Source organism: Marinifilum sp. JC120 (assembly GCA_004923195.1).
Classification (GTDB): Bacteria; Desulfobacterota; Desulfovibrionia; order Desulfovibrionales; family Desulfovibrionaceae; genus Maridesulfovibrio.
This window is the reverse complement of the sequence record RDSB01000009.1, coordinates 161,876-183,206: the sequence shown is the minus strand read 5'-3', so window position 1 is coordinate 183,206 and position 21,331 is coordinate 161,876. Positions and strand designations below refer to the sequence as shown.

The 21,331-nt window shown below is 45.2% G+C and carries 18 protein-coding genes; 12 read left to right on the top strand and 6 right to left on the bottom strand.

Features of this window, described 5'->3' with window-relative positions; all coding sequences use genetic code 11:
• Positions 1-365 precede the first annotated feature (365 nt).
• The 7 genes from D0S45_10900 to D0S45_10870 all read left to right on the top strand — a co-directional run bounded on the left by D0S45_10900 (position 366) and on the right by D0S45_10870 (position 10,976).
• On the top strand, positions 366-2,123 hold the full coding sequence (locus D0S45_10900; protein ID TIH15695.1) for a tetratricopeptide repeat protein: 1,758 nt from the start codon (positions 366-368) through the stop codon (positions 2,121-2,123).
• A gap of 231 nt (positions 2,124-2,354) precedes the next feature.
• Positions 2,355-3,635, top strand: a complete 1,281-nt coding sequence (locus D0S45_10895; protein ID TIH15694.1) for a response regulator — start codon at positions 2,355-2,357, stop codon at positions 3,633-3,635.
• 228 nt (positions 3,636-3,863) lie between these two features.
• Positions 3,864-5,516, top strand: a complete 1,653-nt coding sequence (locus D0S45_10890) for a glycosyltransferase family 1 protein (protein ID TIH15693.1) — start codon at positions 3,864-3,866, stop codon at positions 5,514-5,516.
• A gap of 47 nt (positions 5,517-5,563) precedes the next feature.
• On the top strand, positions 5,564-5,908 hold the full coding sequence (locus D0S45_10885) for an Hpt domain-containing protein (protein TIH15692.1): 345 nt from the start codon (positions 5,564-5,566) through the stop codon (positions 5,906-5,908).
• Positions 5,909-6,079: 171 nt separating this feature from the next.
• Positions 6,080-8,116, top strand: a complete 2,037-nt coding sequence (locus D0S45_10880) for a HAMP domain-containing protein (GenBank protein ID TIH15691.1) — start codon at positions 6,080-6,082, stop codon at positions 8,114-8,116.
• 93 nt (positions 8,117-8,209) lie between these two features.
• A complete protein-coding gene (locus tag D0S45_10875) occupies positions 8,210-8,758 on the top strand; it encodes a chemotaxis protein CheW (GenBank protein ID TIH15690.1) in 549 nt (182 codons plus the stop codon).
• A gap of 247 nt (positions 8,759-9,005) precedes the next feature.
• Positions 9,006-10,976, top strand: coding sequence for a response regulator (locus tag D0S45_10870; GenBank protein TIH15689.1), 1,971 nt, complete (start codon positions 9,006-9,008; stop codon positions 10,974-10,976).
• A gap of 51 nt (positions 10,977-11,027) precedes the next feature.
• Here the strand turns inward: D0S45_10870 and D0S45_10865 are convergent, their stop codons facing one another.
• The 3 genes from D0S45_10865 to D0S45_10855 all read right to left on the bottom strand — a co-directional run bounded on the left by D0S45_10865 (position 11,028) and on the right by D0S45_10855 (position 13,630).
• Entirely contained in the window at positions 11,028-11,639 is a 612-nt protein-coding gene (locus D0S45_10865; GenBank protein TIH15688.1) for an NAAT family transporter, read from the bottom strand.
• Positions 11,640-11,641: 2 nt separating this feature from the next.
• A complete protein-coding gene (locus D0S45_10860; GenBank protein TIH15687.1) occupies positions 11,642-12,295 on the bottom strand; it encodes an L-fuculose-phosphate aldolase in 654 nt (217 codons plus the stop codon).
• A 96-nt stretch (positions 12,296-12,391) separates the two neighbouring features.
• The gene (locus tag D0S45_10855; GenBank protein TIH15686.1) at positions 12,392-13,630 is read right to left on the bottom strand and encodes a M48 family peptidase; all 1,239 of its coding nucleotides are present in this window, start codon (positions 13,628-13,630) and stop codon (positions 12,392-12,394) included.
• A 274-nt stretch (positions 13,631-13,904) separates the two neighbouring features.
• Between D0S45_10855 and D0S45_10850 the strand changes: the two genes are divergently transcribed.
• The 4 genes from D0S45_10850 to gcvH all read left to right on the top strand — a co-directional run bounded on the left by D0S45_10850 (position 13,905) and on the right by gcvH (position 17,624).
• The gene (locus tag D0S45_10850) at positions 13,905-14,894 is read left to right on the top strand and encodes a hypothetical protein (GenBank protein TIH15685.1); all 990 of its coding nucleotides are present in this window, start codon (positions 13,905-13,907) and stop codon (positions 14,892-14,894) included.
• Between the two features lie 417 nt (positions 14,895-15,311).
• The gene (locus tag D0S45_10845; GenBank protein ID TIH15684.1) at positions 15,312-15,740 is read left to right on the top strand and encodes an OsmC family peroxiredoxin; all 429 of its coding nucleotides are present in this window, start codon (positions 15,312-15,314) and stop codon (positions 15,738-15,740) included.
• Positions 15,741-15,764: 24 nt separating this feature from the next.
• Complete coding sequence (gene lpdA / locus D0S45_10840) at positions 15,765-17,189, top strand: dihydrolipoyl dehydrogenase (protein TIH15683.1); 1,425 nt, start codon at positions 15,765-15,767, stop codon at positions 17,187-17,189.
• Positions 17,190-17,234: 45 nt separating this feature from the next.
• Positions 17,235-17,624 (top strand): glycine cleavage system protein GcvH, encoded by a 390-nt coding sequence (gene gcvH / locus D0S45_10835; GenBank protein ID TIH15682.1) that lies wholly within the window; start codon positions 17,235-17,237, stop codon positions 17,622-17,624.
• A 269-nt stretch (positions 17,625-17,893) separates the two neighbouring features.
• Here gcvH and groL read toward each other — a convergent pair whose 3' ends face one another.
• The 3 genes from groL to D0S45_10820 form a co-directional block, all read right to left on the bottom strand.
• On the bottom strand, positions 17,894-19,570 hold the full coding sequence (gene groL, locus D0S45_10830; protein TIH15681.1) for a chaperonin GroEL: 1,677 nt from the start codon (positions 19,568-19,570) through the stop codon (positions 17,894-17,896).
• Between the two features lie 85 nt (positions 19,571-19,655).
• On the bottom strand, positions 19,656-19,943 hold the full coding sequence (locus tag D0S45_10825) for a co-chaperone GroES (GenBank protein ID TIH15680.1): 288 nt from the start codon (positions 19,941-19,943) through the stop codon (positions 19,656-19,658).
• Positions 19,944-20,128: 185 nt separating this feature from the next.
• Complete coding sequence (locus D0S45_10820; GenBank protein TIH15679.1) at positions 20,129-20,773, bottom strand: helix-turn-helix transcriptional regulator; 645 nt, start codon at positions 20,771-20,773, stop codon at positions 20,129-20,131.
• Positions 20,774-20,997: 224 nt separating this feature from the next.
• Between D0S45_10820 and D0S45_10815 the strand changes: the two genes are divergently transcribed.
• Positions 20,998-21,315 carry a helix-turn-helix domain-containing protein gene (locus D0S45_10815; GenBank protein ID TIH15678.1) on the top strand — a complete coding sequence of 106 codons (318 nt, stop codon included), beginning with the start codon at positions 20,998-21,000 and terminating at the stop codon, positions 21,313-21,315.
• Positions 21,316-21,331: the final 16 nt, after the last annotated feature.

The following is a 21,331-nucleotide window of genomic DNA, read 5'->3' as shown; positions in this document are numbered from 1 at the left end:
TCGGGCAGACCGATTAAAATCCGATCCATAAATTGATCTCCTTTCTGTGGTAGGAAATTTGATCAACTTATAAGGCATATCGAGTCGGTTCGGTATGCCTTTCTTTTTATCGGATTAGTCTATCGCCCCTTTCTTTGAGGTAGAGCCCGCACTTGCCAAGTGCGGGGAGTTTTGCGATTTTTTTTGGGGGATGCGTTTAGGGCCTCCGGAGGTTCCCCGAGGGGAGCTTCTAGCGGGACCAAAGTTTGGAATCCCTGATGAGGGGAAGTAAGAGTTAATAAAAATATTCATTTTTTGCATTCAAGGCTTTCGTCGTTTATATTCTAAATAGGGTGCTTTTATTCCTGTAATCCTTGGAGGGGCTTATGGATACGCGTGCAATTCTATTTATGATGTTAGCAACTAGCATGGTCTTGCTAACTGCCTGTGCTCACCCTCAGGGTAAACAGAATATAGAGTCTGTCCCTTCAAAAACAGTTGAATCTACTGTTGACCAAATAAGTAAGGATAAAGTGGCTCAACAGGAGGTTCAGTCAGAAGAAATTTCCTTATCTGAACCGGCAATTATTAGTGATGGAAAAAGCATAGTCCGGAAGACGGTCCGTCAGTACGTGACTGGTGAAATCTCTCCTGAGCAGGCACGCAAATTTGCTATAGGCAGGGCTAAACGTGATGCTTTGGAGGAGGCTGGTACCTACCTTGAAACTATGACCATGGTGAAGAAGGGCAAGCTTGCTCAGAATGAGATAATGGCCTTGGCTGTTGGAGTTCTTAAAACTGAGGTTATCAGTGAACGGCAATTCATGGAAGGCAATGTTTTTTGTATCGAAGCTGTCGTCAGAATTGTGATTGATCCCACCATATTGGAAAAAAGGGTGGAGAAGCTTCTTGCTGATCGGGATCATCTGGATAAATTTAATAAGGTGCAGGAACAGAATAAGGAGCTGCTGGCCAAGATTGATCAATTGGAGAAAGAGAATATAAAACTAAAGAAGTCTCCACAGGAAGCTGAGAATATAAGGCGAGATTTGAAAAAGGCAGGCAAGGCCTTGGATGCAGAAGTCTGGATTTTAAAAGCCGAGAATCTTTGGGTTGATGGGGAATTTACAGATCCTCATAAAGCACTTGCCTATCTAAGCGAAGCAATTGATATCAATCCTGAAAATTCTTTGACCTACAGCAATAGGGGGTTGGTTTACGCTGAACTTGGGCAGTATGAAAAGGCTATAGCTGATTATGATCATGCTATCGATTTGGTGCCTCAGAATTACTATGCATTTCATAACCGTGGCGTTGCATACGATGATATGGGGCAACGTCAACGCGCTATAGATGACTTCACAAAATCAATTGAAATCAATCCTAACGCCACTAATTCGTATAATAGTCGTGGTCGTGTTTATGATGATCTTGATAAATTCCATCTTGCTATGAAGGATTTTAACCGTGTTCTTGATATGGATCCTGATAATACAAAGGCATACAATAATCGAGGAGCAGCCTATACAAGGCGAGGTATGTTTGAAAAGGCAATTATAAACTATGACCGGGTAATTGAAATAAATCCAAAGCATGAAAATGCGTATTTGAATCGTGCTTTGACCTATTTCAATATGGGTAACCATCAGCGGGCTATAGATGATTATACCAAGGCTATAGAATTCAATACTGAATTAAGCATTGCCTATCATAATAGAGGGTTGATTTATACATTTGCGAACAAATTTGAAAAAGGCATTGAAGATTTTACCATGGCAATTGCAGCAGACCCAAACTATGCGGATGCACACTATAATCGCGCCATCTGCTATCGTAAATTAGGGCAGGAGGAGTCTGCGTTGAAGGATTTAAATAATGCTCTCAAGGCAAATCCTGAGTATGCAAGTGCTTATTTAAATAGAGGAAATATTTATTTGGCAAGGAAGCAATATCATAAGGCCTTAGTTGAGTATAACCGTGTTTTGGAGTTGGAACCCCAGAATGCTGATGGCTATTACAATCGTGGAATTGTCTATTTTTATTCCAAGCAGACGAAACTTGGCTGTCAGGATGCCCAACGGGCCTGCGGGCTTGGTAATTGTGATCTGTTATATCAGGCTCGTGAGTCGCGGTTGTGTCCATAGGGTAGCTGTGTGTTGTTGATTGTGAAAGTATTATTACCGCGCATCTCGATTAGTGTGTATGAGTTCCGACTTAGTCTGACATTTTCTTTGGATTGACTGTTTTTATTCAAGGCATTAATAAAGTGCTTAGAATACAACTTTATCCACTTGTTATAGTTGGTATACTTTGTTGTGGGGTTGTCGTTAAAAGCATTACAGCACAACTGGTCTTCAAAAAATATTGAGGCGTATATGTCCCAAGATAGTATGTCATCCGGTGTTGCCCGGCCAAGTAAAGTTTTAATTGTTGAAGATAGTATTACTTTTGCAGGTATTCTTAAAAGAAGCATTTTAGCAAAATTAGATGTCGAGATTATGCTGTTTCGGGATTATGCCAGTGCCGAGGAATACCTAAAACATAAGAGCGATGAATTTTTTGTTGCCCTTCTCGATATTGTCCTACCTGATGCTCCCAATGGGGAGGTTGTTGATTTAGTAGTTTCATATGAAATTCCGTCAATTGTTTTCACTGGAGAAATCAGTGAAGAGTTGCGTGCTGCCATGTGGTCCAAACGAATTGTTGATTATGTGCAGAAGGTAAACTTTGATGATATTCAGCACGTTGTCAGTCTGGTGGATCGACTTGGGAAAAATACTTCTCGAAAAGTAGTAGTTGTAGATGAATCAAGTTCTACTCGCTCCCTTTGCCGCGATTTACTTCTGGTTAATAATTTTCAAGTTTTTGAAGCTTCTGATGGAGAGGAAGTGTTAGAACTTATTAAGACCGATGATATCCGACTTTTAATAACTGGTGATAAGATGTCAGGGATGGACGGACCTAGCACTATTAAAGAAGTAAGGAAAATTTATTCCAAAGACGATCTTCCTATTATTGGGTTTTCTTGTGAGGATGGAACCGGATCTTCAGCTGAATTTTTGAAAAGTGGTGCTAATGATTATATCAGACAGCCTTTTGAACCTGAAGAATTCTACTGCCGTGTGAATAATACAATTGATAGTGCTGAATATATTAAGACGATTAAGCGTATTTCCGATAATGATGTTTTAACAGATGTATTCAGTCGCAGTGCATTGTTTAAATACGGCGAAAAGCTATTTTCCCAGCAGAAGCGTTCTAAATCTTCATTGGTCGCCGTAATGATAGATATTGATAACATCAGGGCTTGCAATGAAACTTATGGGCACCTTGTTGGTGATGAGGTTATAAGATTTGTAGCTGAAATTCTGCGTGACCGCTTTCGAAAGGGAGATGTGGTTAGCCGTTATGGCGGTGATGCCTTTTGTATTTTGTGTGCAGATATGAAGCTTGAGTATGTGGAATCAGTATTTATGGAGTTGGCCGGTAATATTGCTAAGAATGCTTTTGATATTGGCGAGTATAAAATAAAGGTTACTGTTTCAATTGGAGTTAACACCATTGCTGCAAATTCATTAGAAGAAATGATATCCGGAGCTGAACGGTTATTACAAGCAGCGAAAATGAAAGGTGGTGGCAGTCTTAAGTGTTCTTAAGCGACGATAAAAGCCCGTAGTTTCGGTCCAGAAACTATGGGCTTTTTTATTAGGCTTAGTTTGTTTCAAGTAAATTGGTTTCTATGTTAGGTCGTCTAAAAATTATATTGAATGAATTTGTTGATTTTGATATTCAATTTCCTTTGTGTGCTTTTGGAAGGATTTAGAACCCAAAGCAGGCTGTAATTTAACTTTTCAAGTTGCGCATGCTTAGCGTATACATTCCACATGCATAAACTTTTGTTGATAAATTGTACTATGCCAGTGGTTAATGCTTTCACCGCAATGGGGTATGAAGTTAGGTCTCTTCATGGGCAGAAAGGGAAACTTGATCTTCCCGAAAAGTTGGATGAGCTGGGTTTTAATCCTGACTTAATTTTGCAGCAGGAATCATTAGGCAGACGGCTTTTCCTGTATGGTCTTCATAAGTTGGATTGCATCAAGGTTTTCTGGTCTGTGGATACACATATGAATATGTACTGGCACAGATACTATGCTGATCTTTTCGATTGTGTTTTAACTACACAGAAAAAGTATGTTCCGGAATTTATCAATGCTTGCAGTGCAAAAGTTGAGTGGATGCCTTGGATGGCGATACCGTCGGGACCTACTGCTGTTGGGCCTGGGTTTGTTCGGCATTCAAGACGGCAGCATGATCTGACTTTTGTGGGCAGGGTCACAAGTCACAGGAAATCTCGGCTCTGGTTTGTGGATTTTTTAAAGTCTCAATATAATTTGAATCTGGAAGACAGTTTGAATTATTCCGAGATGATGGCGGTTTACAGGAAAACCAGAGTCGTTCCTAATGAAGCTCTTTTTGGTGAAGTAAATTTCAGGCTTTTTGAGGCTACATCCTGTGGTTGCGCTGTTGTTACTCCTGACGTGGGGGGGGGGCTTGAGGAGCTGTTCGAGGTCGGCAAGGAAATCGAAGTTTATAATGATGTTCTTGAACTGAAGGAAGTACTTGATCGGTTTATTAATAGTCCAGAACTTAGCGGCTCAGTCGGAATGGCTGCATATGCAAGGGTTCTGAAAGACCATCTACCTTCCTCAAGGGTCGCCGCGATCTGTGAAATAGCTGAGAGTCTAACTTCGCGCAGTCTTGCTGCTGATAGGGCCGAGTTGTTGCTTTGTATGAGTGAGTTCTTGCTGGCTGAAGCTGGCGACAAATCAGTAGATTTAGATCTGCTGTTAAAAAGATTATTTTCTCTTGGCAGATGCGAATTGCGCGATGTTGCATTATTCAGGATTTTGGCCAGATCCGGGTTTACAGATCTTTTTATGCAAATCGCGCATCCTTATCTCGATAAAAGTATCGGTTCTTCTGATTGTTATTTCAATATGTCAGCTTCTTTGAGTGCTCTCAAGTTGGGGCAATGGGAAGTGGCGAAGCATTTTTGGTATTCGTATTCCGTGACAGGCAGATCCGATAAAGCAGCTAAGCCTGAAGATGATGTTCATCTTTTGAAGCTTTGGGGGGATGCGGCATTCAAAAGTGGCTTGAATATACGTTCGGGGGTCACTTTTAACGAAGATGAAGGTATACCGTCATGCGCATCAGATTGTTTTTTTGCTGCTCTTTACCGGAAACCCTCTGACAAAGAAATCTATCGGAAGCTTGGCTCCATCTTTAGCGGAGTGAAAGGAGGGGAGCCAAGCAGGCTTGGATTTCTTTCCCATCTTTCGCTTCACTACACCGAGGATTGGCGGGTCAGTGCTGAAGTTGCTGTTACCAATCTAAAAGTTTTTAGGTTGCACGAGGGGCTCAGAGAACTTGAAAATGCACGCGTTATTGCCGAAAAAGCAGGGCAGGAACGCTTCTTAAAACGTAAAATTGAGTTGGAAATTCCCCTGTTTTCTAGGTTGGTTAATCGTTCTTGAATGTGCTATTAACAAGGCTGTAAATTTTACAACAGCGGAGGACGATAATGTCTGATGTAATTTTTAATGAGCAAGCTTTTTATAGTCATCTCGGGGGAGATCTGGAACTCGGTGCTGAGATATTAAGCGTGTATATGGTAGATGCCCCAGCACGCGCCAAAGCTCTCGCTGAAGCTATTGATATGGGGGATTTGGCTCAGGTTGTGAAGTATTCACATGCCTTGAAAGGAATTTCCGCAACGATCAGGGCAAATGGAATAGCCTTGATTGCTGAAAAAATTGAGATGGTCTCCCGGAAAGGAGATCTTGAAAGGGCCAGAGTCTTTATGCCAAAGGTAAATTTAGAACTGGAAGCTGTACTTGAGGCTATTCAAAATCATCTTGAAAAGTGAGTCTTTTGGGTTATGCTGATTCGTTTGTCTTGGGTGAATTTTAAATTGAACATACAAAAATGCTAACAGCAAAGTGTTAACTGCATGATTGCTAGCAACGAAGACGATTCTTAGTGTTTTTTCAAATTGAGGTTGAGACGGTAGTTATATCTGACAGACAGGAGACATTAGATGTTCAAAAATTTGAAGCTCGGATGGAAAATTGGTGGGGGATTTGTCGTTGTTCTGCTGCTGACAGCAGTTGTCGGCGTTGTCGGGTGGTACGGCTTAGCGAAAGTTGCAGATGAAGCCAAACGCACTGATGTTGTCAGCAAGGCTGTTTCCGATATGTATAACTCAAGGTTGATGGTCCTTTATTATACTTTGCGGGGAACAGTCGAATATGAAGACAAATTTAACAGTTCCATAGACGAGATTGGTAAAAGTATATCAGCTAATAAAAATATTTTTTCAGGTAAAGGTCTTGCCGACATCACTTCTGTTGCAGGTAAGTCTACTGAATATAGTGTAATTTTTGATAGATATGCAAAGTATGAGCATGAAAAAACAGAAGCAATAAAAAATTGTGTAGCGGCTGTTGGAAGGCTAGATTCAGCGGTTTCCCGCATTGAAGCTCGTGCTAATACGGCCATGGAGCAGGGCATGAACGGTGCTTCTGCTGGATTAAACATGGCGAGCGTTTTTGAAGCATTTTCAACCATTTCTGATCTTGAGAAAAAGTTTATAACCAGTCGTTTTACTCTTTCAAATTACCTGCGCACAAGTAGTGATGAATACGTAAAACAGACTCGCTCTCTGTTAAGTTCGGTGATTGACAAATGTGACGCTTTTCGCAGTAACAGCTGGGTTGCTTCGAATTCTGATCTGGACGTAGGAGAGCTTGAAAGTGCTGCTCGTGATTACCTTGACGGGTTCAATTCCATCGTCAAAAAAGTTGATTTGCAGGGTGTTGAGTTAAAAGGCATGGCCGAGGTTGGAGCAGACGCACTGAATCTTAGTCAGGTTTTAATGGATGAACAACAGGTTGCTGCTCAAAACGTCATTACTTCTTCTTTTTCTATGATTCTGGGCGGTCTGGCTTTGGCTCTTGTGCTTGGAGCTATAATATCAATAGCCGTGACCAGAGTTATTACCAGACCTATTCGTGAAGGTGTTTCTTTTGCTGAACATATGGCGCAGGGTGATTTCACAAGAACTCTGGATATTGATCAGCGCGATGAGATTGGAACTCTAGCTGCGGCCTTGAATGATATGGTGGTAAAGCTTTCTGCTGTTGTGGGTGAAGTAGGAATTTCTTCCGAGAATGTTGCTTCAGGCAGTGAAGAGCTCTCAGCCACCGCAGAAAACCTTTCTCAGGCATCCACCGAGCAGGCTGCCAGTGTCGAGGAGGTCTCCGCTTCTATGGAAGAAATGACCGCCAACATCAGACAGAATTCTGAAAATGCTCACGAGACCGAGCAGATAGCCTTGCAGTCTTCGCAACAGGCAGAAGAGGGTGGTGAAGCTGTTATCAAGGCTGTAGATGCCATGAAGAATATTGCGGAAAAGATTTCCATCATTGAAGAAATCGCTCGTCAGACTAACCTGCTTGCACTTAATGCTGCTATTGAAGCTGCCCGCGCCGGGGAACACGGTAAAGGTTTTGCCGTTGTTGCTGCGGAGGTGCGTAAGCTTGCAGAGCGAAGCGGTGCTGCTGCCGGTGAGATCGGTGAGCTTTCCTCAAACACAGTCAGTGTGGCTGAAAAAGCCGGTGAGATGTTGAAGCAGCTTGTTCCAGATATTAAGAAGACAGCGGAACTTGTACAGGAAATAACAGCTGGAAGCAGTGAACAGCTATGCGGTGCGGAACAGATAAACAAGGCTGTGCAGCAGCTTGATCAGGTCACCCAGCAGAATGCTTCCGCTTCTGAGGAAATGGCCTCCACATCTGAGGAATTATCCAGTCAAGCTGAACAGTTGCAGGAGGTCATGAGTTTCTTCAGGGTTAGAAATCAGCCTCGTTCAAGAGTTCAGGCTTTGCCTGCTGCAAGGGCCGTAGTAAAGTCAGCGCCCGCTCCCCGCAGTTCCGCTCCGAGGGCTTCCACCTCGGTGTCCCGGATTAATAGCATGTCATCAGAATCCAAGGTTCGGGCTGATAGTGAACCTTCCGGTGGTGTTGCTCTGGATATGGGAAGTGATTTTTCAGACAATGAATTTGAAAAATTCTGATAAGCGCTGGTTGTTTTTGCGCACTTGATATATAGTTGTCGCAATTAGGCCGTTTTTTGTTACAGGGATGATTAAATTGAGGTAGGTGGAATAATGAATGCTGAAATAAATAGTACGACCAATCAATATCTGACGTTTACTTTAAACAAGGATATTTATGCATTGGATATAGCCAGTGTGCGGGAAGTACTAGAGCTTACCCCCATAACCAGAATTCCCAGAACGCCCAAGTTTATGCGGGGGGTAATCAATCTTAGGGGGCATGCAGTCCCTGTTGTTGATATGCGCCTTAAGTTCGGAATGAGCAGAACAGAGGATACCATTAATACCTGTATTATTATCGTTGAGGTTTCTTTTGACGGAGAAAGTACGGTAATGGGTGCTCTAGCCGATTCGGTTCGGGAAGTTATTGAGCTTACAGAAAATATGATTGAAGAGCCGCCCAGAATGGGCACGACAATTAAGACCGAATTCATCCGGGGCATGGGCAAGCAGGGTGATGAGTTTGTAATCATTCTGGATATCAATAAAATCTTGTCCGTAGAAGAACTGGCCATGCTTAAGAGTGTCCATCAGGATTCCCCTTCGCAGGAAGCTGTTCCTGAAGTTAATCCCGATCAAGGGATGACCTTGAGCCTATAAAGTTTTATGCGCGGCAAGGTTCTCTGCCAGAAAGTTAAACTTACTTACAAAGCCCGTTTCCTTTTATTGGAAACGGGCTTTGTTTTTGTTGTCTCAATCGTGAGACTATGTGTTTGATCTATTGATAATAATTTAGATCCTCAATACATTGGTTGTGGTGTCTCGAAAATATTAGTAAGTCTGTTGTTACTTTTTTGAAGTGGTCTAGGGTTCGGGAATTTTTTTAACATAATGAGGCTTCGCAGGAATGGTTCTGTCCAATAATATAAGCTTTTTTTTATATGGTAGCGCAGCTGTTCTGTGTTTTGGTTCTGGTGTTTTTTGGGGCGGTCCGCATCTGTTCCCGAGGTTAATGTTTTTTGTCTGCGGGGTGGGGCTGTTCGTTGTGGCCGGTTTGAAAATAAAGGCACTTTTTATGAAAAGTGAGTCTCGCCTTGCCCGGTTGGGAGCTTCTATTGCAGATACGGGTGGAGCTGCTTTTTACATGACCGATGAACAGGGGAGACTTACGTTTGCCGATGATGCATGCCGTGATCTGGAAGGGAAGCTTTCTGGCAATGTTGTAGAGGATGACTTTCCCATTCTTTTGGAGCATCTCTATTCCGAAAAAACTCTGAGCGATACTTTCAACAAAATTAATTCCGGCAATGGGATTTATAAATTTCATGTGAGCCTGACTTCCGTTGAGGGAAAGCAAGTTCAGCTCAGCCATGCGGTGCAATACGTTGATGCTGTTGACGGCATGAGCAGTGGGCTGGCAGGCACTATTCGAGATGTTTCCGAGCAGGAAGAGCTTCGGTCCGATCTGGACCGTGAAAGTCGTTATCTGGATACGGTTATGAACAGCGCAGTCGAGACCATGTTTATCCATGATCTTGAAGGCAATTTTTTAAGGGTCAATAATAAGTTTTCGGATTTTGCCGGGGTAGCACCAAAGCTGTGTGTCGGAACAAGTATTTACAATTATCTTGCACCGCAGATTGCGGATAAATTTTTACATAGACTTAAAGATCTCTCAGCCGGCGGGGACGAATTTTCCATGCAGATCCCGGCTATTAATTCCCGTGGGGAAAAATTACAACTTGATGTTCGCCATGTGCTTTGCCGTAACGGGGACGGTGATCCTGAAGTCATAGTCGGTTACGCTAAAAGGATTGCAGATCCTGTAGAAAAAGAGTGCCCCCCTAAAGGGGAAGGTGATACGAATCTGATGCTATCTCTTTGTCACGAGATGCGTACTCCGTTGGCCGGAATTATCGGCAGCCTTCATGTGTTGGATAATATGGACCTTACGCCCGATGCTCGGGAGTATGTGCGTAAATGCGTGGTCTCAGCTGAACGTTTTAAGGATGTGGTCAATATTTCGTTGAACGATCTGGTTGGAAATTTTGACCCGCAGAAGATGGAATCACTTGACCCGGCGGCCTGTCTTGAAAAGAACGTGGGGCTTTTTTTACCTGCCGCAGCCATTCAGAATCGGTCTATTTTGTTTTCCCTTGATTCCGCTATACCGGAGGCAATAATTTGTAACCGCAAGGTTCTCAGTCAGACTCTGTTCTGTCTGATAAATACCGGATTGGAAGTCTTTCCTGACTCAGATATAATTGTAGGGTTGAAGCTGGTTTCGATTGTCGAGAATTATTCTGTTATTTCTTTTTATGTTACGGGTAAGGGAAGTGTGGCTGATTCAGGAAAAGTTTATTCTGATTGCCTTGAACAGAATGCAAAAATAATAGATGGAGAATTGTATTTTAATGCTGGTCCGCCTGCGGAGCTTGGCTTCAGCTTAAAAGTTTCAGCTGGGAAAAATAAGGTCGAGCAGGCTTTGGAATCTGTACAGTCTTTGCGGATTATACTGGCCGAAGATGATATCAGCAGTCAGGTTTTTATGCGTAAGAAGCTTGAGAATTGGGGACATCTGGTGCGAACTGCGAGTACTGGGATTGAAGTGCTTAATTATATGGAAGCTGAAGAATTTGATCTGGTACTTATGGATCTTCAAATGCCTGAGATGAACGGTTTTGACGCAATTGCTGCTATCAGAGGGGGAGAGACAGCTGCGCGGAATCTCCCCATTATAGTTATGAGTGCATATGGCCGGGAAAATGATTTTGAAAAAATGTCCGAGTTGAACGTAGATGACTATATTGCTAAGCCGGTCAGCACCGAAGATCTTGCGAAAGCCTTTGAACGCCTTAGCTCTCTGGGTAAGTTATAGGTTTATTTCTCGCTACGGTACCCAAAAATCCATTTTGCTGAGGGGAACCCTCTAGTGGGGAAGGATGTTGGTTATGTAGTAGGCAATCCCGTCCTCAAGCATCTGTACTGATAAAAGAATAAGTATCAAGCCCATAAGCCTTTCACAGGCTCTGAGTCCTCGTTTCCCAAGCACCCGGGCCATGGTCGGACCAATCATCATAATGATGAAACTCATACCCCAAGCAATCATCACCCCGGAAAGTACATTAACCCCGGCATCCCCTTTTGATCCATAGACCATAACCGCTGCCAGCAGTGAAGGTCCGGCAAAGAGCGGAACCGCAATGGGGACGATGAATGGGTCTTTTTCGATTTCCTCGGCAGCACTTTCCGGTTTTGGAAATATCATTTTCATGGAGATGATGAACAGAATTACCCCGCCTGCAATGCGCAGGGTGGACTGATGGATGTTGAGTATTTTCATCAGCCCTGCACCAAGGTACATGAACATGATGATGACCCCCAGCGCGAAGAAAAGTTCACGGAGCAGGATTTTGCGTTGTCGCGAAGGTGAAAATTCCCGGAGCATGGACAGGCAGACCGGAAGGTTGCCCAGCGGGTCCATGATCAGGAATAGGGGAAATGCAATTTCAAAAATTGTGCTCAGCTGTCCTGCTTCCATGGCTAATCCTTGCCGCCGGCTTGTCCGTAAGTTGAAAATTTATCGATAACCTTGTCCATCTCATCGTCAGGAACAATAACAGGTTTTCCTACGGAAAGGGCCTGAATGTAGATTCTAGCAACCAGTTCCAGTTCTTCAGCCGCATCAAAGGCATTTCCGATTTTCCGTCCCACAGTGATCAGCCCGTGATTTGCCAGAAGGACCGCGTTGTACTTACCGATTGTCCTGATTACGTTCTCGGCCAGTTCGGGGCTTCCGAAAGTGGCGTAGGGAGCAAGGGGAACTTTTTTACCTGCAAATCCGACCAGATAATGCACCGCCGGAAGTTCCATATTCAGACATGCTACAGTGGTAGCGTATACAGAGTGGGTATGAACCACAGCGTTTACATCTTCCCGTTCGCGGTAAAGTACGGTGTGAAATCCATACTCGCTTGAAGGTTTGCGCTCTGAATCCTTGATATTGCCATCGAGATCCATGACCACAATATCTTCCGGGGTGGAAAGCCGATAATCCAATCCACTGGGGCTGATAGCAACAAGTCCCAGCTCGCGATTAAAAATACTCAGGTTGCCGCCAGTCCCGGTGGTTAAACCGGATTCCAGTAGTTTTTTTCCATATTCAACGACAAGTTCTCTTTCTTTTCTTAAAAGCATATCGCAATGTCCCATACGAAGAGGCGAAGCCATAATAAAAGGTTTTGGGATTCTTAAACCCTTTTGCAAAAGGGTTTAAGCCGCCGGAGGCGAAATCTATCTATCAAAAGCGCGCAGCGCATCAATCCTCTTCAGCACAGGAGGATGACTGTACTCAAGCCAGACGTAAAAAGGATGCGGTGTGAGGTTGGAGAGATTGCTTACCGATAACTTCTTGAGCGCGCCGACCAGTGCTTCCGGGTTATGAGTGGTTTTCGCTGCAAATGCGTCAGCCTCAAACTCATGCTTGCGGGAGCGGATATTGCTGAAGATGGAAAGCACAATTGATACAGGCGTGTAAAGCAGTGCAAAAAAGATCAAGCCCGCATGTACGGAGATATTCTGCATGCCGAATGCATCGAATAGTTCCTTGTTGCCGAGAAAGAAAGACATGAGCAAAAAGACCACCCCGGTGTTGAGGATGCTCATGGTCATCATTTTACGAACATGGCCCAACTTACTGTGTCCGATTTCGTGGGCCAGTACGGCGACGATTTCATCGCTGGAAAGATTGTTGATCAGGGTATCGAAAAGCGCGATACGTTTCTTTTTTCCGAATCCGGTGAAGTAGGCATTAGCTTTGGTGGAACGCTTGGAGCCGTCAATCATGAAGATTCCAGAAAGCTCAAATCCGTTTTCTGCGGCGAATTGTTCAATTTTATCCCGCAATTCACCATCTTCAAGGGGGGTGAATTTATTGAACAGGGGCAGAATCCATGTGGGAGCAATATATTGTATTCCAAGGGTGATGAATACGGTAAACAACCAGCACCAGAGCCAGGCCAGTGTTCCGGCGGCATTGAAGAAAAGCAGCACACCGCTGAGGATGGCACCACCGATGATTCCTCCCAGAAGGTAGCCCTTGAGCTTATCCATGAAAAAGGTCTTGATAGTGGTTTTGTTAAAACCGAATTTTTCCTCGATGACAAAGGTGCCGTAGAGCGAAAAGGGCAGGGATGCTAAATCGCTGAGTATTGCCAGCCCGGCGTAAAAGATCAGCCCGGTTATAATTTCTCCGTAACCGAATCCATTGGCCCAGAGGTCCATGACGTTGAATCCGCCCCAGAGGATGAACAGAATGGTGATTAGCGTGGAGAATGAACTTGAAATATTTTCAAAGCCCATTCCGGTTTTGGCGTAATCCTGTGATTTGCGGTATTCATCCGCGTCAAAAGTTCCGTTGAATTCTTCGGGAAGATTCGGGGAAAGTGCTTTGCGGTTAAGCTGGCGGGCAAAAATACCCAGCAAGCATGCTCCGGCAAGGGAAAATATGATAATAAAAAGATAGATGTTCATTTATGTGTCGTGGTTTCTGGTTATTGAATTCTAGTTTATGCTCGGATAGCTGGGCCCTTAACATGTTACGGCGTATAACTACCTCTTGGGCTGGACCTCGTCAATGCAGGCGCCGGAAGCTGGGTGATTCGGCGTAGATTTTAATAATGCTCTGTCCTTGACAATATATGGTATAGAGACAACAATTATATATTAAAATTAAGAAATTTAACTTTTCTGTTTTTCGAACCAGCATTGTTGTTTCGGTTCGTGGTTCTAGGGGGAGTTTTTATAGATGAGTTCGCCAAAAAGCATTAAGGAAAATGTCGCCCGCGCAAAGTCTTACGGACAGCGTAAGGATTACATGCGCTGTCTGCATGCGCTTAGTCTGTCACTTGATGAGTTGGCATCGAGTCAGGTTTTCGGGCGGGAAAAGTTTGAAATCGGGATTCTTATTGATGAAGTTTTCCGACAGCTTATGGCCATGGAAGAGCTTAAGCGCGTACTGCCCCGGGGCTTGAAATACGTCAAAGGGCAGGAAAAAAAACTTGCTGCCCTGCTGATGAAAATTCACGATACCATCAAGAACGCCCTTGAAAAGGCTGCGGTAGAGAAAGTCCGTAAGCAGAAAAACCAGATCGATAAATTTGTACTGGCCGGGCATAAATTTCTGATGGAAAAAGATGTCAAGGAAGCCAAGAAATATTTCCGTAAAATTACTGAAGCCTTTCCCGATGAAAGGGGGCTGTTGCAGGATGTCGGCGGACGACTTGTAAAAACAGGATTTCCGTCTGACGGTGTGGAATATCTTGAACGGGCAATTGAGAAAACCCCTTCGGACAGCAGGCCTTATATTTCACTCCTCTCAGCTTATGAAATGATGACTGAGCAGGATAAAGCACTTGCGGTCATCAAGGATATTGTCCGCCGCTTCGGGGCCAATGAAAGTGTTTTTATCCGGCAGGCCAAGCTTTTCCTAGGCAAACGCATGTACACTGAAGCCTACGATGCCGCTGCTGCCGCGCTGAAAGCTAACCCGCTCAACCGTGAGGCCAAGAAAATTTCCGATAAATTGGGTCCCAAGATTTTCGGGCGCGGCTACACTCCCGGAGCAACAGCCAGTGATATCAAGGCCAAGTCTTCTGCCGGAGGTGCTAAAGGCAAAAAGGAAAGTGTCTCCTTCAGTCTTGATGGAAGCTCTGGTGCAAAAAAGGACAAACCAGCCAAGAAAAAAGCCCCTGCCAAGAAGCCCGCTGCTTCCAAAGCAATTAAACTCGATTTTTAATTTAGTTTTAGCTTGTTATTTGTATTTTATAAGGCCGCTTATGCGGTCTTTTTCTTTGCCATTTTCTCTTCATGTACAGGCTTGGTGACAAATATGTCGCCCGTTCAGAAAGTCTACTTTTTCAGTATAGATTGCGGTTTTATTGAGAGTCTTAAGAAAATATGTGGGCTATGCATGAATGTGCGACAAAGTTGTCGCCTTTGCGTGGATCGTTATATATCAGGCCATGTGTAAATTGTTTGCTGAATCAACACGACGTATGTGTCGTGTTGATTGGGGCTGGACACAGCTAATTCGTCGTGAATTCGAGGTTCTTCTCTTCAAGTGCTTGTAATTGAACTTGTTTTTATCGTTGGCACGAATGAAGCTTAAGGGCGACAACTAAGATTGTCTGAAAAATCACAAAGGAGAATATACATGGCTCAACTTTCAGTTTCATACGACCGTGAAGGCGATAAGCAGGTTATAGATACAAATTCCAAGGTTCTCGGCGAGATCGTTATTGATCACACTGATATCCCCGCAGACGAACGTGGTGGAACCGCTAAGCAGCTGCTTGCTTCATCCGCTCTGTATTGTTTTTGCGGAGCATTGGGCAAGGCTCTGGAAACCCGTGGTGCAGAGTACGAGCGCATTACCGGAACCGCTACTCTTGAAACCGGTGTTGATGAGAAGAAACGCGCCCGTGTTACAGGCATTACCCTTGATGTGACCGTACACATGGATGAAGATTACGGATTTATCTTTGATCGTGTGGAGAAAATCATGCGCAAAGGTTGTCTGGTCACCGCTTCTCTCCACGAAGCATTTCCCATGACCTACAACCTTCAGCTTGAAGAATTGTAAAAATTTTCAGAACAGGAGCAAAGAATGCCATCCATCACGATTATTGGATCAGGTCCGGGCGGTCACATTGCAGCTTTTGATGCTGCCCGGAGGGGAGCTAAGGTTACTTTGGTTGAAAAGGCGGACATGGGCGGAACCTGCCTGAATACCGGCTGTATTCCCACTAAGACTCTCAAATCTTCGGCTGAAGCCCTTGAAACAACAGCACGTCTCAAGGAATTCGGTATTGCTGTGGAGAGCGGCCAAGAGACCGCAAGCTTCAAGGCTGATATAGACGCAGTTGTGGCTCGGAAGGAAAGGGTCCGCAAGATACTTTGTGGTGGTCTTGAAAAGACCTGTGCATCCCTGAATATCCGAGTCGTGCGCGGAACTGCGGAACTTGGCTCCGATAAAACAGTCCTCGTTCATACTGGAGAAGAAACCGAAGAAATCACAAGCGATTATGTCATCATTGCTACCGGTTCGAGCATTCTTGATTTGCCTTCCCTGCCTGTGGATCACAAGCATATCATCAACAGTGATGATGCTCTTGATCTGGACCATATTCCTGAGAAGATGGTCATCGTGGGCGGTGGAGTAATCGGTTGTGAGTTGGCATTCATCTACCGTGCTTTCGGTTCAGCGGTGACCATTGTGGAAGGCATGGATCGTCTGCTTCCTGTCCCTTCTGTGGATAAGGATATGAGCAAGCTCCTGCAACGCGAGGCCAAAAAACACCGTATCAAGGTGCAGTTGGCTAAGACGGTGCAGAGTGCTGAAGTTGTTGACGGCAAAGTTCAGTGTGTGCTCGGGCCTTCTCCTTTTGTTGAAAACGCAAAGGGCGGCGAGACCACCGTTGAAGCCGACGTGGTGCTGGTCGCTGTGGGGCGTACTCCCAATACTGAAGGTCTGAAGCTGGCTGAAGCCGGGGTTGAAATCGATGAGCGGGGCTGGATCAAGGCTGATCAGAACATGCGTACATCCGCCGAAGGTATTTACGCCATCGGTGATATTCTCGGGCCTTCCCGGGTAATGCTTGCCCATGTTGCCTCTGCTGAAGGGCTTTGCGCCGTGGACAACTGTTTCGGTAAAGAGCGTGAACTCGATTACTCCGTAATTCCTTCAGGAATTTTTACCTCTCCCGAAATCGGAACCGTGGGCCTTTCCGAAGATGAAGCTCTCGAAAAAGGCATTGAAGTCCGTTCACAGGTTTTCCAGTTCCGTGAACTGGGCAAAGCTCAGGCCATGGGCGAGCTTGCGGGCATGTTTAAGATTATTTGCGAAAAAGAGAGCGGAAAGATCCTCGGCGCCCACATTGCCGGGGCACATGCCACTGATCTCATTGCTGAAGCGTCTCTTGCCATTAAGAAGGGACTCACCGCAGCTGATGTGGCTCATACTATCCATGCCCATCCAACCCTCGCGGAAGGTTTTTACGAGGTTTGTGAAGCATGGCTCCGGGGCTGCTAATTCCTGCTTTAACTTTTCAGAACAATATACACTTTGGAGATAATCATGAGTGAACTTACTTTTCCCGCAGACGTCCTTTACCACCCCGAGCACACTTGGGTACTGATCAACGATGACAATACTGCTGTCGTGGGCATTACTGATTTTGCACAGGATCAGCTTGGCGAAGTTGCTTTCGTGGACCTGCCTTCCGCAGACGATTATTTTGATGTTGGTGAAGAGTTTGGTTCTGTTGAATCCATCAAGGCAGTCAGTAACCTGTACATGCCCATTTCCGGTACTGTGACTGAAGTGAACGAAGGCCTTGAAGATGCACCTGAAGATGTGAACACTTCTCCTTACAAAGAGGGTTGGATGCTGCGCATTACCATTGATGCTGACGCAGATAAATGCCAGCTGCTGAATCACGAAGATTACGCAGAGAAAATTAAATAAGTCACCTAGTCCCGGACTTCATAGCCGGGATTCCACTCCTTAGACGGAGCTTATACCTTAAGAGCGGTCTGCATTGTGCGGGCCGCTCTAAAATAATCAAAGGTTAGTAGATTTCCTCTTAAGATTCTTCCAAGCCTTCTCAGCACATTTTGCGGGCTTAAATATATAGTTCTCATTTCCTCCTAAAGAGAGCAAAAGAAAATCCCCGGCAACCTGAAAGGCTGCCGGGGATTTTTAATTGGCTTTGTGAGCCGGATGGTAAGGCTGGCTTAGTACATGCCGCCCATGCCACCCATTCCGCCCATGCCACCCATGCCGGGCATACCGCCGCCCATGCCGCCGGGCATGCCTGCGGGCATGTCATCAGCTTTGGAGGGCTTTTCAGCAATAGCGCATTCGGTGGTCAGCAGGAGGCCTGCAACGGAAGCTGCGTTCTGGAGAGCGATACGGGTAACCTTTTTGGGGTCGATAACACCGGCCTTGATCAGGTCTTCGTATTCGCCGATAGCAGCGTTGAAGCCGTTACCATCTTTGCTTTCTTTTACTTTTTCAACAACGATGGAACCTTCGAGGCCTGCGTTGCCAGCGATCTGGCGGAGAGGCTCTTCAATGGCGCGACGGATGATGTCGATACCTGCGGTTTCGTCGTCGTCGGAAGCGGTTACGTTTTCCAGAGCGGGGAGACAGCGGATAAGCGCGGTTCCGCCACCGGGAACGATACCTTCTTCAACAGCAGCGCGGGTAGCGTTGAGTGCATCTTCCACGCGTGCTTTCTTTTCTTTCATTTCGGTTTCAGTTGCAGCACCAACATTGATGACTGCTACGCCGCCAACGATTTTAGCGAGGCGTTCCTGAAGTTTTTCACGGTCGTAATCGGAAGTGGAGAGGTCGATTTCGTTGCGGATCTGGCCAACACGGGCTTTGATCAATTCGCCTTCGCCAGCACCGTCTACGAGAGTGGTGTTGTCTTTGTCGATTACAACGCGTTTAGCGGAACCGAGGTGCTCAAGGGAAACTGCTTCGAGGTTGAGACCGATGTCATCGGAAACAACTGCGCCGCCGGTGAGAGCTGCGATATCAGCGAGCATGGCCTTACGGCGGTCACCGAAACCGGGAGCCTTAACAGCAACAACGTTGAGGGTACCGCGCAGTTTGTTAACTACGAGAGTAGCCAGAGCTTCGCCTTCGATATCTTCAGCGATGATCACCAGAGGTTTGCTCATTTTAGCAACCTGCTCGAGAACGGGCAGGAGTTCTTTCATGCTGGTGACTTTCTTTTCGCTGATCAGGATCAGAGGCTCATCCATTTCGCAGATCATTTTTTCTGCGTTGGATACGAAATAGGGGGAAAGGTAACCGCGGTCGAACTGCATACCTTCAACAACGTCGAGAGTTGTGTCGAGGCCCTTTGCTTCTTCAACAGTGATAACGCCTTCTTTGCCGACCTTGTTCATGGCTTCAGCAATGATGTTACCGATGGTTACGTCGTTGTTTGCGGAGATGGTACCGACCTGAGCGATTTCTTTCTGGTCGCGGGTGGGTTTAGCAAGACCTTCGAGGTGATCGATGATTGCTTCAACTGCTTTATCGATACCGCGTTTGATAGCCATGGGGTTACGGCCTGCTGCAACGAGTTTTACACCTTCGGTGAAAACGGACTGAGCGAGGATGGTAGCAGTGGTGGTACCGTCACCGGCGATGTCGGAGGTTTTGGAAGCAACTTCCTTAACCATCTGTGCGCCCATGTTTTCGAACTTGTCTTCCAGTTCGATTTCTTTGGCTACGGAAACACCGTCTTTGGTAATGACCGGGGAACCGAAGGATTTGTCCATAACAACGTTACGGCCTTTGGGTCCGAGGGTTACTTTCACAGCGTTGGCGAGTTTGTCTACGCCGAGTTTCAGTTTTTCACGAGCTTTGGCATCAAAAAGAATCTGTTTAGCCATTTGGTGTTTCTCCTTAGAATAAAGAAATGTATTAAACTATCCAGCCTTGGGGCTGTACATAAGTGCGATTACCGGAGCGGCCTGATTATTCGACAACCGCGAGGATGTCGTCTTCGCGCATGATCAGGTGGTCTACACCTTCAATGTTGATTTCAGTGCCAGCGTATTTTGCGAAAAGTACTGCGTCGCCTTCTTTCACACCCAGAACGATTCTGGAACCATTGTCGTCGAGTTTGCCGGGACCGGCGGCTACGACTTCACCCTTAAGGGGTTTTTCTTTTGCGGAATCAGGGATGATGATTCCACCAACGGTTTTTTCTTCCACTTCAAGGCGTCTGACCAGAACACGATCTGCTAACGGCTTAAGTTTCATCAGTTTTCCTCCAATATTTCGATACAATTTTTTGCTTTCAGGCTTATCGCCTGTGAACCGCTACGGCCTTTCATGAGGTTGTAGGAAATAGAATCCTGCCGCAGGGATTGAATGAAAGTAAGTCATTATTAAAAACTGTCAACAGCATGATTGAGTTTTTTTTGTAAATCATGAAATTGATATTCTTAAAGGATGTCTTTGGCTACAAAGACGACTCTGCCGATGGAGGCCCAGTTGTGAGTCGGATTGCTGTTTTCCAAAGTTATCGGTCCGGGAGAAGCTTCTTGATTCTCGGAAATGAGCAGGATTCTTCCTGGCTCCCTTGCTACTCGGCGGATGAGAATTTCTTCATCTATTCTCACGGCATATATGCGTCCTTCAAAGAAATCTTTTTGAGATTCGTCTACCAGCACATGATTACCGTCTTCAATACGTGGAGCCATAGCATTGCCGGTGACGGTTAATATTTTCATGGAATCAGGATCGCCCTTTTCAGCCATCCAGTTGGTGCTGAAAGCCAGCAGGTCCGGTGCATCGTTGTCTATATTAAGTTTTTTGCCGTCCCGCTCGGTGCGGGCCAGTGCTCTAGGGGCTTTTCGGAAATCGTTGCTGCTTTCTGTTTCTTCTTCTGGAAAGACAATTCTGGCTCCGATTTTATCGAGTACTCTCGCCAGTACCTGAATATGTTTGCCGCGTTCCTGTTTAATGTAGCGAATAATCTGATTGGGAGCCACTTCGCATGCTTTAGCCATCTGTGTAGGGTTGGCATATTTGCGGTTTGGACCGATCATATTTCGCAGTCCTTCGACTAAATCTGTGTAAAAACCCATGTTTCCTCCTTGTAAATATAATTACACTTTTTATTAAGAAAAGTCCCTATTAAGTTTTCTTTTTGTTTAAGTTTTTACCAATTGGTAAAATTTATAGCCGAAATGGCTTGCATTGGGTTCTTTTTGGTAATAGTACGGTTCCGTTGTTACCATCAGGCCAAGATCTTTAGAGGGAATCTTTGGTTGGTGATTAAGGTAATCGTTAGCTGAAAAGGAGTAATCATATGAGGTTGGGCACTGTTTCAGGAAGTGATACTTATCCGGATATGGAGGGAAGGCGGGCTATGTCCGCAGAGGGGTTGATCAGTGTGCTGGGCAGGGAGGCAGCTGAACGTTTGATGTATTTCTGGGGTGGGATAAGGGTTTCCGTACCTGATCTGGAAGAATTGCATAAACTCAAGCTTCGGGAACGGATTTTCAAGGCTTATGATGGTGGGGCAACTCCTGCACAGGTGGCGGAGAGGTTCGGTATATCTGTTCGAACGGCTCAGCGAATTCGTAACTTTTCCAATTACGTTGAACGTGATCCTGAAATAATGTAATATTTTGTTGCTGTAA

Bases quoted from the DNA above. Each gene is read 5' to 3' on its own strand.
- D0S45_10900 (TIH15695.1), top strand. From the start codon at position 366: ATGGATACGCGTGCAATTCTATTTATGATGTTAGCAACTAGCATGGTC.
- D0S45_10895 (TIH15694.1), top strand. From the start codon at position 2,355: ATGTCCCAAGATAGTATGTCATCCGGTGTTGCCCGGCCAAGTAAAGTT.
- D0S45_10890 (TIH15693.1), top strand. From the start codon at position 3,864: ATGCATAAACTTTTGTTGATAAATTGTACTATGCCAGTGGTTAATGCT.
- D0S45_10885 (TIH15692.1), top strand. From the start codon at position 5,564: ATGTCTGATGTAATTTTTAATGAGCAAGCTTTTTATAGTCATCTCGGG.
- D0S45_10880 (TIH15691.1), top strand. From the start codon at position 6,080: ATGTTCAAAAATTTGAAGCTCGGATGGAAAATTGGTGGGGGATTTGTC.
- D0S45_10875 (TIH15690.1), top strand. From the start codon at position 8,210: ATGAATGCTGAAATAAATAGTACGACCAATCAATATCTGACGTTTACT.
- D0S45_10870 (TIH15689.1), top strand. From the start codon at position 9,006: ATGGTTCTGTCCAATAATATAAGCTTTTTTTTATATGGTAGCGCAGCT.
- D0S45_10865 (TIH15688.1), bottom strand. From the start codon at position 11,639: ATGGAAGCAGGACAGCTGAGCACAATTTTTGAAATTGCATTTCCCCTA.
- D0S45_10860 (TIH15687.1), bottom strand. From the start codon at position 12,295: ATGCTTTTAAGAAAAGAAAGAGAACTTGTCGTTGAATATGGAAAAAAA.
- D0S45_10855 (TIH15686.1), bottom strand. From the start codon at position 13,630: ATGAACATCTATCTTTTTATTATCATATTTTCCCTTGCCGGAGCATGC.
- D0S45_10850 (TIH15685.1), top strand. From the start codon at position 13,905: ATGAGTTCGCCAAAAAGCATTAAGGAAAATGTCGCCCGCGCAAAGTCT.
- D0S45_10845 (TIH15684.1), top strand. From the start codon at position 15,312: ATGGCTCAACTTTCAGTTTCATACGACCGTGAAGGCGATAAGCAGGTT.
- lpdA (TIH15683.1), top strand. From the start codon at position 15,765: ATGCCATCCATCACGATTATTGGATCAGGTCCGGGCGGTCACATTGCA.
- gcvH (TIH15682.1), top strand. From the start codon at position 17,235: ATGAGTGAACTTACTTTTCCCGCAGACGTCCTTTACCACCCCGAGCAC.
- groL (TIH15681.1), bottom strand. From the start codon at position 19,570: ATGGCTAAACAGATTCTTTTTGATGCCAAAGCTCGTGAAAAACTGAAA.
- D0S45_10825 (TIH15680.1), bottom strand. From the start codon at position 19,943: ATGAAACTTAAGCCGTTAGCAGATCGTGTTCTGGTCAGACGCCTTGAA.
- D0S45_10820 (TIH15679.1), bottom strand. From the start codon at position 20,773: ATGGGTTTTTACACAGATTTAGTCGAAGGACTGCGAAATATGATCGGT.
- D0S45_10815 (TIH15678.1), top strand. From the start codon at position 20,998: ATGAGGTTGGGCACTGTTTCAGGAAGTGATACTTATCCGGATATGGAG.